The following is a 12,948-nucleotide window of genomic DNA, read 5'->3' on the forward strand; positions in this document are numbered from 1 at the left end:
CTGTTGCGGGATCAGTTCTTGTTCGGCGGGGTTGCCGGCCAGGACTTGATGAGGGCGTCGTAGTCGATGGTCTCGCCCTTGGGCTTTTCGTTGGCGAGCTTGGGCTGGGGGGCGAGGTTGCCTTCCTTCTTGGCGAGCTCGACCCAGTACTCCATCGGCTTCTTGGCGTTCAGCTTCGGGCCGCACTCGCCCTGCACGCCGGAACGCTCCAGGCGCTCCATCACCGAGTCCTGCGCCGCCGCGAGGGCGTCCATCGCCGCCTGCGGGGTCTTGGCGCCGGAGGAGGCGTCACCGATGTTCTGCCACCACAGCTGCGCCAGCTTCGGGTAATCCGGCACGTTCGAGCCGGTCGGCGACCACTGCACGCGGGCCGGCGAGCGGTAGAACTCGACGAGGCCGCCGAGCTTGGGCGCCCGTTCGGTCATCGCCGGCGACCAGATGTCGCTCTCGCGGATGAAGGTCAGGCCCACCATGCTCTTCTTCAGCGACACGGTCTTCGACGTCACGAACTGGGCGTAGAGCCAGGCCGCCTTGCGCCGGTCCACCGGGGTGGACTTCAAGAGCGTCCAGGAACCGACGTCCTGGTAGCCCAGCTTCATGCCGTCCTTCCAGTAGGCGCCCTTCGGCGACGGGGCCATGCGCCACTTCGGCGTGCCGTCGGCGTTCATCACCGGAAGGCCGGGCTTCACCATGTCGGCGGTGAAGGCAGTGTACCAGAACATCTGCTGGGCGATGGTGCCCTGCGCCGGCACCGGGCCGGCCTCGGAGAAGGTCATGCCGAGCGCCTGCGGCGGCGTGTATTTCTTCAGCCACTCGATATACTTGACGATCGAATAGACCGCCGCCGGGCCGTTGGTGTCGCCACCGCGCTCCACCGAGGAGCCGGTCGGGCGGCAGCCTTCCATGCGGATGCCCCATTCGTCGACCGGCTTGCCGTTCGGCAGGCCGCGATCGCCATTGCCGGCCATGGACAGCCACGCATCGGTGAAGCGCCAGCCGAGCGAGGGATCCTTCTTGCCATAGTCCATGTTGCCATAGACCTTGACGCCGTCGATCTCCTTCACATCGTTGGTGAAGAAGTCGGCGATGTCCTCATAGGCCGACCAGTTCACCGGCACGCCGAGATCATAGCCGTACTTGGCCTTGAAGCGGGCCTTGTAGTCCGGGTTGGTGAACCAGTCGTAGCGGAACCAGTAGAGGTTGGCGAACTGCTGGTCGGGCAGCTGGTAGAGCTTGCCGTCCGGCGCGGTGGTAAAGGACAGACCAATGAAGTCCTTGAGGTCGAGCGTCGGGGAGGTGACGTCCTTGCCCTCGGCGGCCATCCAGTCGGTCAGCGGCACGGCCTGCTTGTAGCGGAAATGCGTGCCGATGAGGTCGGAATCGTTCACCCACGCATCGTAGATGTTCTTGCCCGACTGCATCTGCGTCTGGATCTTCTCGACGACGTCACCTTCCTGGATGAGGTCGTGGGTGAGCTTGATCCCGGTGATTTCCGAGAACGCCTTGGCGAGAACCTTGGCCTCGTATTCATGGGTGGTGATGGTCTCGGAGACGACGTTGATCTCCATGCCCTTGAAGGGCTCGGCCGCCTTGATGAACCACTGGAGTTCCTTCAGCTGCTCGTCCTTCGACAGCGTCGAGGGCTGGAACTCCGCGTCGATCCACTTCTTGGCAGCAGCCTCATCCGCGCGCGCGGGTGGCGCGAAGGCGAACAGCACCATGGTACTGGCTGCGACCAGCAATCTTGTCCGGCGTGACATCTGCTTCATTGCTTCCTCCCGTCTCTCCGAGAAATTGCGGCCTTCGCCGCTTTTGTGCGTCACACGAGGCGGAACACCGCCAGTGCGTAGACAAGGCAGAGCGCCAGCGCCCAGCCAAGTTCGGGTCCCACCAGGGCAAGCCAGGCGAGATTGATGAAGGCGCTGCCCAGCAGCGTGATGAAGAAGCGGTCGCCGCGCGTCGTCGGGATACCGAGAACGCCGACGCGGGCGCGCTCAGGCTTCCAGACCGCAATGACCGTCAGGATGACCAGAAGGCTGGCGATGACGGCGAAGAACACGCCGGTCTGCCAGGTCCACGCCATCCAGGCGAGGTTCTCGGCGAGGTGGCTGGTGGTCTCTTCCATCGCAACCTCCCTCAGACCCGCCCAAGGGCAAAGCCCTTGGCGATGTAGTTGCGCACGAACCAGATCACGAGCGCACCGGGAATGATGGTGAGCACGCCCGCCGCCGCGAGCAGCCCCCAGTCCATACCGGCCGCCGAGACCGTGCGGGTCATCGTCACCGCGATCGGCTTGGCGTTGGTGGCGGTAAGCGTGCGGGCGAGCAGCAGTTCCACCCAGGAGAACATGAAGCAGAAGAAGGCGGCGACGCCGATGCCGCTCGCGATCAGCGGCATGAAGATCTTCACGAAGAAGCGCGGGAAGGAATAGCCGTCGATCGCCGCGGTCTCGTCAATCTCGCGCGGCACGCCGGACATGAAGCCTTCCAGGATCCAGACCGCGAGCGGCACGTTGAACAGGCAATGCGCCAGCGCCACGGCCCAGGGCGTATCGAACAGGCCGATAGCGGAATAGAGATTGAAGAAGGGCAGCGCGAACACCGCCGGCGGGGCCATGCGGTTCGACAGCAGCCAGAAGAACAGGTGCTTGTCGCCCACGAAGGTGTAGCGCGAGAAGGCGTAGGCCGCCGGCAGCGCCAGGCTGATCGAGATGATGGTGTTGAGCACCACATAGGTCAGCGAGTTGATATAGCCCGAATACCAGCTCGAATCGGTGAAAATCTTGATGTAGTGCTCGAAGGTGATGTCACGGGGCCACAGCGAGACCGTGGTGTTGATCTCGAAATTCGTCTTCAGGCTCATATTCACGAGCCAGTAGATCGGCAGCATCAGGAAGACGAGATAGAGCACCATGACGAAGGTGCCGCCGCGCGAGGAGGAGTTCACGACGCGATCTCCCGGACCGGGCGCTCGGTGCCGGCGTGGGTCATCACGGTGTAGAAGACCCAGCACACGGCGAGCACGATGAGGTTGTAGACGAGGGACATCGCCGCCGCCTTGCCGAGGTCGAACTGCCCCAGAGCAAGCTTGACGAGGTCGATGGAGAGGAAGGTGGTGGCATTGCCGGGGCCACCACCGGTGAGCACGAAGGGCTCGGTGTAGATCATGAAGCTGTCCATGAAGCGCAGCAGCACGGCGATCAGCAGCACGCGCTTCATCTTCGGCAGTTGGATGGTGGTGAAGATTGCCCAGCGCGAGGCGCCATCGATCCGCGCGGCCTGATAATAGGCGTCAGGGATCGATTTGAGGCCCGCATAGCACAGCAGCGCGACAAGGCTGGTCCAGTGCCAGACATCCATCACCACGATGGTGACCCAGGCCGAGATGACGTCGCCGGTGTAGTTATAGGGAATGCCCAGCGCGTTCAGTGCCCAGCCTGCGAGGCCGATATCGGCGCGGGCGAAGACCTGCCAGATGGTGCCGACGACGTTCCACGGGATCAGCAGCGGCAGCGCCATGAGCACCAGCGTCGCCGCCACCTTCCAGCCGTCGCGCGGCATGGACAGGGCCACGAGGATGCCGAGCGGCACCTCGATGGCGAGAATGATCGCGGAGAACATCAGGTTGCGCCACAGCGCGTCGAAGAACCGCCCGCCGAGCTCGGTCGAGGGATCGAGCAATTCCTGGAACCAGCCGAGGCCGTTCCAGAAGAACTGGTTGTTCCCGAACGTGTCCTGAACCGAATAATTCACGACCGTCATGATCGGCAGGATGGCCGAGAAGGCGACGATGAGGAACACCGGCGCAACGAGCAGCCAGGCCCGATTGTTCAGCGGCTTTTCCATCATGCGCCCCCTTGGCCCGCGACGAGAGCGCCGTCGGCGTAGATATGGATCTGCTGCGGATCGAGCATGAGCCCGGCCTGGTCACCATTCAGATGAACGCCCTCCGGAACAAGGGCAGAAGCCGGATGGCCGGCAATCTCGATCCGGGCGATGCGGGTGCGACCAAGATCGTCGATCCGCTTCACCACGACCGGCACGCCGGCGCCGGCCGGTGCCAGCTGGGCGAATTCGGGCCGTACGCCGAGTTCGATACGGGCGCCGGCCGGCAGGGCGGAATAACCACGCGCGAGCTGAATGGCGACGCCGCCCGCGCCTCCGACGTGAGCGGTGCGCCCTTCCACCGAGGCCGGCAGCACATTCATGCCCGGCGAGCCGATGAAATGGCCGACAAAGGTGTGGGCCGGTCGCACGAAGAGTTCCTCGGGCGTTCCGGTCTGCACCACGGCGCCGTCATGCATCACCACCACCGTGTCGGCGAAGGTGAGCGCCTCGGTCTGGTCGTGGGTGACGTAGATCATCGTCAGGTCAAGCGAGCGGTGCAGCTCTTTCAGCGAGGAGCGCAACTGCCATTTCAGATGCGGGTCGATGACGGTCAGCGGCTCGTCAAACAGGATGGCGGCGACGTCCGAACGCACGAGGCCCCGCCCGAGCGAGATCTTCTGCTTGGCATCGGCGGTGAGGTTCTGCGCCTTGCGGTCCAGCACCGCACTCATGTCGAGCCGTCCAGCAATCTCCTCGACGCGGCGATCAATATCTTCGCGCGGCACCCCCCGGTTCTTCAGCGGGAAGGCGAGGTTCTGACGGACGGTCATCGTGTCGTAGACGACCGGGAACTGGAACACCTGCGCGATATTGCGTGCTTCCGTCGGCAGATGGGTAACGTCGCGGCCGTCGAACAGGATGCGGCCATTGGTCGGTATGACCAGCCCGGAAATGATGTTGAGCAGCGTGGTCTTGCCGCAACCGGACGGCCCGAGCAGCGCATAGGCGCCGCCCTGCCGCCAGACATGGTTGATTTCCTTCAGCGCATAATCCTGCGGACCCTGCGGATTGGGCCGATAGGCATGGGCGAGATGATCGAGGGTGATGCTGGCCATCGCGCGTCTCCGTCAGGCTGCCGCGTCGAGCGCGCGGCCGGCGCGCGCGCCGGCAGAATCGAACAGAAGGATCTGGCCGGGATCAACCAGCACATCGACCGCCGTCCCCGGCTCGAGGCCGCGAATACCCGGCAGCAGCGCGATCAGCGGCGTTTCACCAGCTTCCATATGCAGATAGGTCTCGGAGCCGGTGATTTCGGCGACCGTGACGCTGGCCCGCAGGCGGAACACACCATTGATCGATGGCGCCGCCTCATGCCCTTCACCGGCTTCCACCTGGAGGTGATGCGCGCGCACGCCGATCGTGTAGCTGCCATCCGGCACGCTGGCGAAGGCACCCGCCACCGGAATGGATCCGCCGGCTTGCAGCCGCACCGTGCCGCCTGATTTGGTGGCCTGAAGCGTGTTGAGCGGCGGATCGGAGAAGACGCGGGCGGTGGCGAGATCGCCCGGACGGCGATAGACCTCCGCCGTCGGCCCGAACTGGGTCAGGCGGCCTTCGCGCAGCGTTGCCGTGCTGCCGCCGAGCAGCAGGGCTTCCATCGGCTCGGTGGTCGCATAGACGAATACCGCGCCGGTGGAGGCGAAGATGCGCGGCAGTTCCTCGCGCAGTTCCTCACGCAGCTTGTAGTCGAGGTTGGCCAGCGGCTCGTCGAGCAGCACCAGATCAGCCCGCTTCACCAAGGCGCGGGCGATGGCGCAACGCTGCTGCTGGCCACCGGACATTTCCAGCGGCCGGCGCTGAAGATAAGGGGTGAGTTTGAGCAGTCGTGCCGCCTCCGCGACGCGGGCCTCGATCTCGGATCGGGGCAGACCCGCCACGCGCAAGGGCGAGGCGATGTTCTCGTAGACCGTCAGCGCGGGGTAATTGATGAACTGCTGGTAGACCATCGCCACCGAGCGTTTCTTCACCGTGAAGCCGGTGACATCTTTCCCGTCCACCAGCACCCGGCCGGAGGTCGGGGCATCGAGGCCGGCCATCAGGCGCATCAGACTGGTCTTACCGGCCAGGGTGGCGCCGAGCAGCACGTTGAGACTGCCGCGCTCCAGACGCAGCGACACGTCGTGGATATGGGTGACGCCGGCGACAGCACGGCTGACTTTTTCAAGCTCGAGCGTCACGCTGCGCCTCCCTGAACCACTGCCGGCATGGGACGCAGCTGCACCTTCTCCCGCATGAACATGTCGAGCGCCTCGATCTGCTCGGCCGAGAAACGCAGACCGAGCTTCGAGCGGCGCCAGAGCACATCTTCGGCCGTGCGGGCCCATTCCTCGCGCATGAGATAAAGCACCTCCGCTTCGGTTAGATCGGCGCCGAACACCCGGCCGAGATCGGCGGCGCTGCGCGCGCCATCGAGCAGCCGGAGAGCGCGCGTGCCATAGGCCATGACGAGGCGACGGGCCAAAGCCTCGTCGAGCCAGAGATGGGCGCGCTTCAACTGAGCGACGATACGCACCGGCTCGCCGACCGGAAAATCACCGCCCGGCAGCGGTTCCTTGCCTGTCCAGGACACCTTCGACGCCGAGGGCAGGAAAGCTCCGAGCTTCTCCAGCGCGTGTTCCGCAAGGCGGCGATAGGTGGTGATCTTGCCGCCGAAGACCGAGAGCAGCGGCGGGCGCCCCTCTCCTTCCTCCATCTCCAGCACATAGTCGCGCGTGGCTTCCTGAGCCTTGGACGCGCCATCATCATAGAGCGGCCGCACGCCGGAATAGGTCCAGACGACCTGCTCGGGCGTCACCGGCGAGCGGAAATACTCGCTCGCGGCAGTGCAGAGATAGGCGATTTCCTCGGCACTGGCGACCGGGCGACCGGGGGTCTGGCCGAAATCGCGATCGGTCGTACCAATCAGCGTGAAGTCGTGCTCGTAGGGGATGGCGAAGATGATCCGCCCATCCGCGTTCTGGAAGATGTAAGCCCGGTCATGGTCATACAGCTTGGGAACCACAATGTGGCTGCCCTGCACGAGACGGACATTGGCGGGAGAATTGACCCGCACCACCTGCGCCAGCACCTCATGCACCCAGGGGCCGGCGGCGTTGACCAGAACACGCGCCCGAACGCTCGCGCGCTCGCCATCCTGCTCGACATCGATCTGCCAGTGATCGCCAACTCGGCTCGCCCCGAGGACGCGACAGCGCGGGCGAATGTCCGCCCCGCGCTCGGCGGCATCAAGCGCGTTCAGCACGACGAGGCGGCTGTCCTCGACCCAGCAGTCGGAATATTCAAAGCCGCGGCTATAGCCGTCGCGCAGCGGCTTGCCCGTCTCGTCGCGAGTGAGGTCCAGCGTGCGCGTCGCCGGCAGCAGCTTGCGCCCGCCGAGATGGTCATAAAGGAACAGGCCAAGCCGAAGCAGCCAGGCGGGCCGCAATCCCTTGTGATGGGGCAGAACGAAACGCAGCGGCCAGATGATGTGGGGTGCGATGCGCCAAAGCACCTCGCGCTCCATCAGCGCCTCACGCACCAGCCGGAACTCGTAATGTTCGAGGTAACGCAGACCGCCATGAATCAGCTTGGTCGAGGCCGAAGAGGTAGCACCGGCAAAATCGCCCTGCTCGAACAGGACGACGGACGCGCCACGCCCTGCGGCGTCGCGGGCAATGCCACAGCCATTGATCCCGCCGCCGATGACGGCAAGATCGTAAAGCGGATCGAGCGTGCGAGCGTCCACGCGGCGCCTCCCAATGACGGCTCCTTTTGGTCAGGAGCACTTTCGTTTTTATCTTCACATAAACGCTATATGAAAGCCAAAGGGTGGGCAATAGCGGAAATTCCGAAAGAATCGAACTTTCGTTTAGATGCAACGCAACAAAACATGACCGCATTGCGGCGACGCCGACCCATGAAGCCCACGTCTCTCTTGGTGAAATGAGGGAGAAAAACGATACTGCCGCCGCTGTCGGCGCACCGCTCGCGCGTGACGCACTGCACGGGCGAGCGACAGGCCAAACCCGACGGCAGAAAGCCTCGCCGGGCGACAAGATTGAGGGCACATCAGCGACTGTGCGTACGACCTTCGGAACGCGCGATAAGCGAGCGCAGGCTATCGTTAAAGAGGCGCGGCGAACCGGCCTCCGCCCACTCGGCTCAACACCTCCATCCGCACGCCATAGATCGCCTCCAACTGGGGCGGCGTGAGAATATCGTCGGGTGCACCGCGCGCTACGAGGCGCCCTCCGCTCAGGGCGAGGATCTCATCGCAGAAGCGCGAAGCCATGTTGATGTCGTGCAGAACCGCGACAACGCTCAGTTTCTTGACATGGGAAAGCTGCCGCACCAGCGTCAGCACCTCCAATTGATGGGCGATATCGAGCGCCGAGGTTGGCTCATCGAGCAACAGGCATTCGGCGTCCTGCGCCACCAGCATGGCGAGCCAGGCCCGCTGGCGCTCGCCGCCGGAGAGCGTGTCGACCAGGCGATCAGCGAAGGGCGCGATCCGGGTCAGCTCGATGGCTTCCTCCACCTTGCGCCGGTCAATGTCGGAAAAGCGGCCAAGCGCGCCGTGCCAGGGATAGCGCCCGAGCGCCACCAGCTCGCGCACCAGCAATCCCGCCGCCGGAGGCGTGGCCTGTGGCAGATAGGCGAGCTTGCGGGCGAAACCGCGATCATTCCAGTCACCAAGGGAGCGGCCGCCAAATCGCACCACGCCCGCCGAGGCTGGCTGCTGCCGCGCGAGAATCTTCAGCAGCGTCGACTTGCCCGAGCCATTATGCCCGATCAGTCCGATGACTCGACCAGCCGGAAGCGACAGGGTCAGCGGTTCGAGAAGCACCCGCCCGGGCACGGCAAAGGAGACGCTGTCGAGATCGAACAGCGGCGCGGCGACCTCATCGATCGCAGCGGCCAGCGGTGACATGAGCGGCGGGTTCAAGCGGTGCCTCCTGACGACGGGAGCCTTCCGAAGGCTCCCCGCACCCGCTTACGCCATCCCATCGACCACGGTCAAATGCTCCATAGTATAGGCACGCCCAACGGCACCAAAATACGCTTTTATATTATAAAAATTCAAGACTAAACACGTCAGATCAAACCGTTCACACGGACAACGAATGAAGCTGCCAGGGTCAATTTTAAGCCCCTCGGGATCTTCACGCATCATGCTCCGCAAGAGATTGCCGGTCCGCATACCTATGTATGTCCAGCGCATATGGGCAGATCATTTATCTGAAGCCTGACCTCGACGTTAAATCCCGTCGGGTGATCCGGCGTTTTTCTCCAATGCGGCGGCTCCCAACCGGCCAATTCTGCAATGGCCGGCCTCTCGAGCTTCTCGCGACAGGAGACCGCCATGGGCATCGTCAAGACCATCCGCCCCTATCACGAGCCAGCCGGCGGCTGGGGGGCGCTCAAGGCGATGGGCACGGCCCTCGCCGAGCAGGACATTGCCATTTCCGGCATGGCCACCTTGTCGCGCATGAACCAGCACGGCGGGTTCGATTGCCCCGGCTGCGGCTGGGCCGACCCGAAGAATCCCTCGCCATTCGAGTATTGCGAGAATGGCGGCAAGGCGGTGGCCTGGGAGGCCACGACGAAACGGTGCACGCCGGAGTTCTTCGCCTCCTTCACGGTGAGCGAGCTTGAAGCCTTCACCGATTTCGAGCTGGAGATGCAGGGACGGCTGACGCACCCGATGCGTTACGACTCCTACAGCGACCGCTATGTGCCGGTGAGCTGGGAGGAAGCCTTCGCCATCGTGGCGCGGCATCTCAACGTGCTGCCCAATCCCAATATGGCGGACTTCTACACTTCGGGCCGCGCCTCCAATGAGGCCGCTTTCCTCTACCAGCTGTTCGCCCGCGAATACGGCACCAACAATTTCCCCGACTGCTCCAACATGTGCCACGAGGCCACCAGCGTCGGGCTGCCGCAGTCGCTCGGCGTCGGCAAGGGCACGGTGCTGCTGGAGGATTTCGAGAAGGCCGACTGCATCTTCATCTTCGGTCAGAACCCCGGCACCAATTCGCCGCGGATGATGACGGATTTGCGCAACGCCTCGCGGCGCGGTGCCACCATCATGTCGTTCAACCCGTTCCGCGAGCGGGCACTGGAACGTTTCCAGGCCCCGCAGAACCCGGTGGAGATGGCGACGCTCACCTCCACGCCGATCTCCTCGCGCCTGTTTCAGGTCAAGGTCGGCGGCGATGTCGCGCTCATCAAGGGTATCATGAAGCTGATGGTCGAGGCTGATGAGGCGTCCCGTCGCGACGGGGGCGCCCCGGTACTCGACTGGGACTTCATCCACGGCCACACGGCGGGCGTTGAGGCGCTGATCGCCGATCTGAAGGCGACGCAGTGGGCCGATATCGAGCGCAAATCCGGCATCGCGCGCGTCGATATCGCGGTCGCCGCCGACGCTTACATGAAAGCCGAGCGGGCGATCATCGTTTTCGGTATGGGCATCACCCAGCATCGCCATGGCACACAGAACGTTCAGCAGCTCGCCAACCTCGCGCTGCTGCGCGGCAATATCGGCCGCGAGGGCGCCGGCATCTGCCCGGTGCGCGGTCATTCCAACGTGCAGGGCGATCGCACTGTCGGCATCACCGAAGTTCCCAGCGACGCGCTACTCAACGCGCTTGAGGCGCGCTTCGGCTTCGCGCCTCCCCACGCGCCCGGCCACAACGTCGTCACCGCGCTGGAAGCCATGGTGCGCGGCGATGCCAAGGTCTTCATCGGGCTGGGCGGCAATTTCTCCGCCGCCATTCCCGATTGGGAGCAGACCCAGGCGGCGATGCGCCGGCTCGACCTCACCGTTCACATCGCCACCAAGCTGAACCGCAGCCACATCGTCCATGGCCGCGAGGCGCTGATCCTGCCGTGCCTCGGCCGTACCGAGCTGGATGAGCAGGCCGGCGGCCCGCAGGCGGTGACGGTGGAAGACTCCATGTCGATGGTGCATGCCTCGCGCGGCCACAACAAGCCGGCCTCGGAGCACCTCAAGAGCGAACCCGCCATCATCGCGGGCATGGCGCGCGCAACGCTCGGCGCGCGCTCCAAGGTCGACTGGGAGAAGCTGACCGCCGACTACGCACTGATCCGCGAGGACATCGAGGCGGTGTTCCCGATCTTCCAGGGCTACAATGCCCGGATCGAGGAGCCCGGCGGCTTCCACCTCACCTCGCTCGCCCGCGAGCGGATCTGGGCTACCCCTTCCGGCAAGGCGAACCTGCTGGTCTGTGAAGGGCTCTGCGAGGATCCCAGCGTCACGGATCCCGAGGCGCTGTGGCTGACCACCGTGCGCAGCCATGACCAGTACAACACCACACTGTACTCACTCTCCGACCGCTATCGCGGCGTCTATGGCCAGCGCGATGTGATCTTCCTCAACCCGCAGGAAATGGCAAAGCGCGGTCTGAAGGCGGATGACCGGGTCGACATCGTGACCCTGTCGCAGGACGGCATCGAGCGCGCCGTGCGCGGCTTCAAGGTGGTGCCCTACAGCTTCCCGGATGGTGGCTGCGCCGCCTACTACCCCGAGACCAACCCGCTCGTGCCGCTCTACGCGCATGACCCGCAGAGCTTCACCCCCTCGTCGAAGGCCGTGCCGGTCCGCCTCGTGAAGTCCTCCACCGTGCAGGGAGCCAACTGACATGGACGCGGTCGCCCTCTCCCGCCTGCAATTCGCCTTCACCATCGGCTTTCACATCCTGTGGCCGACTCTGACCATCGGCACCGCCTGGTTCGTCACGGTGCTGAGCGCGCTGTGGTGGCGCACCGGTAACACGGTCTATCGCGACCTGATGCGCTTCTGGATGCGGCTGTTCGCATTGGGCTTCGGCATGGGCGTCGTCACCGGCATCGTGCTGAGCTACGAGATCGGCACCAACTGGGCCGGCTTCTCGCGCTCCGTTGCCAATGTGCTCGGGCCGCTCTTCGCCTATGAGACCATGACCGCCTTCTTCCTGGAGGCCGGCTTCATCGGCATCATGCTGTTCGGTGAGGGCCGGGTATCCAAGGGCGCGCACTTCTTCGCCTGCCTGATGGTGGCGACCGGCGCGCTGATCTCCTCCACCTGGATCATCGCCGCCAATAGCTGGATGCAGACGCCGGCCGGTGCGGTGGCGGATGCCGAGGGCATCTATCATGTGGCGAGCTGGTGGGACGTCATCTTCACCGCGTCCTTCCCGTATCGCCTCGCGCACATGGTGTGCGCCAGCTTCCTGACCTGCTCCTTCGTGATCGCCGGGGTCTCGTCCTTCCATATCTGGCGCGGCCAGCATGTCGCCGCCTCCCGCAAGGCCTTCTCCATGGCGCTGGGGCTGGCGCTCATTCTGGCGCCGCTGCAGATCTTCATCGGCGACATGCACGGCCGCAACACGATGGTCGAACAGCCGACCAAGCTCGCCGCCATGGAAGGCCTGTGGGAGACCACCAAGGGCCCCGCCATGACGGTGATCGCCTGGCCGGACATGGAAGCGCAGAAGAACCTCTTTGCCATCGAGATTCCTCATCTTGCCAGCCTGTACCTGACCCATAGCTGGGACGGAGAGGTGCAGGGCCTCAAGGCCGTGCCGGAAGCCGACCAGCCCAATGTGCCAATCGTGTTCTTCGCCTTCCGCATCATGGCCGGCATCGGCGTGGTTCTGCTGGCGACCGCGATCACCGGCTTCGTCCTGCGGCTGCGGGGAAAGCTATTCACTACGCGCTGGTTCCAGTTCGTCACCATGGCGACAACCCCGCTCGGCTTCCTTGCCGTGTTGGCTGGCTGGACCGTGACCGAGGCTGGGCGGCAGCCCTGGATTATCTATGGCGCGCTTCGCACCGCCGATGCGGCGGCGCCGGTCACGGCCGGCGCGGTGACGACCAGCCTGCTCATCTTCTTCGCCGTCTACAATGTACTGCTGCTGGCCTTCGTCTGGTTTGCCGGGCGCGTCGCTCTGAAGGGGCCGATCGACAGCTCGCCGCCGACCCGTGAGCGCCCCGGTATCGAGCGCAGCACGCTCGACGCCTTTGCCACGTCCCCCATCCCGTCGCCCGCGCGCGGCATCGAACAAGCGAGGGCCTGACC

10 protein-coding genes are annotated in these 12,948 nt (G+C 64.6%); 2 read left to right on the forward strand and 8 right to left on the reverse strand.

The features are described from left to right. Positions 1-11 precede the first annotated feature (11 nt). The 8 genes from KIP89_RS08015 to KIP89_RS08050 form a co-directional block, all read right to left on the reverse strand. Positions 12-1,760 (reverse strand): ABC transporter substrate-binding protein, encoded by a 1,749-nt coding sequence (locus KIP89_RS08015; protein WP_369807113.1) that lies wholly within the window; start codon positions 1,758-1,760, stop codon positions 12-14. 59 nt (positions 1,761-1,819) lie between these two features. Next, positions 1,820-2,125 carry a DUF2160 domain-containing protein gene (locus KIP89_RS08020; protein WP_213754866.1) on the reverse strand — a complete coding sequence of 102 codons (306 nt, stop codon included), beginning with the start codon at positions 2,123-2,125 and terminating at the stop codon, positions 1,820-1,822. Between the two features lie 11 nt (positions 2,126-2,136). Beyond that, positions 2,137-2,913, reverse strand: coding sequence for a carbohydrate ABC transporter permease (locus KIP89_RS08025; protein ID WP_213755441.1), 777 nt, complete (start codon positions 2,911-2,913; stop codon positions 2,137-2,139). Positions 2,914-2,942: 29 nt separating this feature from the next. Further along, positions 2,943-3,845 carry a carbohydrate ABC transporter permease gene (locus KIP89_RS08030; protein WP_213755442.1) on the reverse strand — a complete coding sequence of 301 codons (903 nt, stop codon included), beginning with the start codon at positions 3,843-3,845 and terminating at the stop codon, positions 2,943-2,945. Then, positions 3,845-4,942, reverse strand: a complete 1,098-nt coding sequence (locus tag KIP89_RS08035; RefSeq protein WP_213754867.1) for an ABC transporter ATP-binding protein — start codon at positions 4,940-4,942, stop codon at positions 3,845-3,847. The genes KIP89_RS08030 and KIP89_RS08035 overlap by 1 nt, the downstream gene beginning before the upstream one ends. Positions 4,943-4,954: 12 nt before the next feature. Beyond that, positions 4,955-6,064, reverse strand: a complete 1,110-nt coding sequence (locus KIP89_RS08040; protein WP_213754868.1) for an ABC transporter ATP-binding protein — start codon at positions 6,062-6,064, stop codon at positions 4,955-4,957. Continuing rightward, complete coding sequence (gene glpD, locus KIP89_RS08045) at positions 6,061-7,611, reverse strand: glycerol-3-phosphate dehydrogenase (RefSeq protein ID WP_213754869.1); 1,551 nt, start codon at positions 7,609-7,611, stop codon at positions 6,061-6,063. Before glpD ends, KIP89_RS08040 begins: the two co-directional genes overlap by 4 nt. A 378-nt stretch (positions 7,612-7,989) precedes the next feature. Continuing rightward, the gene (locus KIP89_RS08050; protein ID WP_213755443.1) at positions 7,990-8,796 is read right to left on the reverse strand and encodes an ATP-binding cassette domain-containing protein; all 807 of its coding nucleotides are present in this window, start codon (positions 8,794-8,796) and stop codon (positions 7,990-7,992) included. Positions 8,797-9,228: 432 nt separating this feature from the next. Between KIP89_RS08050 and KIP89_RS08055 the strand changes: the two genes are divergently transcribed. Both KIP89_RS08055 and KIP89_RS08060 read left to right on the forward strand, forming a co-directional pair. Continuing rightward, positions 9,229-11,529, forward strand: a complete 2,301-nt coding sequence (locus KIP89_RS08055; RefSeq protein ID WP_213754870.1) for an FdhF/YdeP family oxidoreductase — start codon at positions 9,229-9,231, stop codon at positions 11,527-11,529. Between the two features lies 1 nt (position 11,530). After that, on the forward strand, positions 11,531-12,946 hold the full coding sequence (locus KIP89_RS08060; protein ID WP_213754871.1) for a cytochrome ubiquinol oxidase subunit I: 1,416 nt from the start codon (positions 11,531-11,533) through the stop codon (positions 12,944-12,946). Positions 12,947-12,948 lie beyond the last annotated feature (2 nt).

This window comes from Ancylobacter radicis (assembly GCF_018449475.1).
Taxonomy (GTDB): Bacteria; Pseudomonadota; Alphaproteobacteria; order Rhizobiales; family Xanthobacteraceae; genus Ancylobacter; species Ancylobacter radicis.

Coding starts and splice junctions, on each gene's coding strand:
- KIP89_RS08015 (WP_369807113.1), bottom strand. CDS start 1,760: ATGTCACGCCGGACAAGATTGCTGGTCGCAGCCAGTACCATGGTGCTG.
- KIP89_RS08020 (WP_213754866.1), bottom strand. CDS start 2,125: ATGGAAGAGACCACCAGCCACCTCGCCGAGAACCTCGCCTGGATGGCG.
- KIP89_RS08025 (WP_213755441.1), bottom strand. CDS start 2,913: ATGGTGCTCTATCTCGTCTTCCTGATGCTGCCGATCTACTGGCTCGTG.
- KIP89_RS08030 (WP_213755442.1), bottom strand. CDS start 3,845: ATGGAAAAGCCGCTGAACAATCGGGCCTGGCTGCTCGTTGCGCCGGTG.
- KIP89_RS08035 (WP_213754867.1), bottom strand. CDS start 4,942: ATGGCCAGCATCACCCTCGATCATCTCGCCCATGCCTATCGGCCCAAT.
- KIP89_RS08050 (WP_213755443.1), bottom strand. CDS start 8,796: ATGTCACCGCTGGCCGCTGCGATCGATGAGGTCGCCGCGCCGCTGTTC.
- KIP89_RS08055 (WP_213754870.1), top strand. CDS start 9,229: ATGGGCATCGTCAAGACCATCCGCCCCTATCACGAGCCAGCCGGCGGC.
- KIP89_RS08060 (WP_213754871.1), top strand. CDS start 11,531: ATGGACGCGGTCGCCCTCTCCCGCCTGCAATTCGCCTTCACCATCGGC.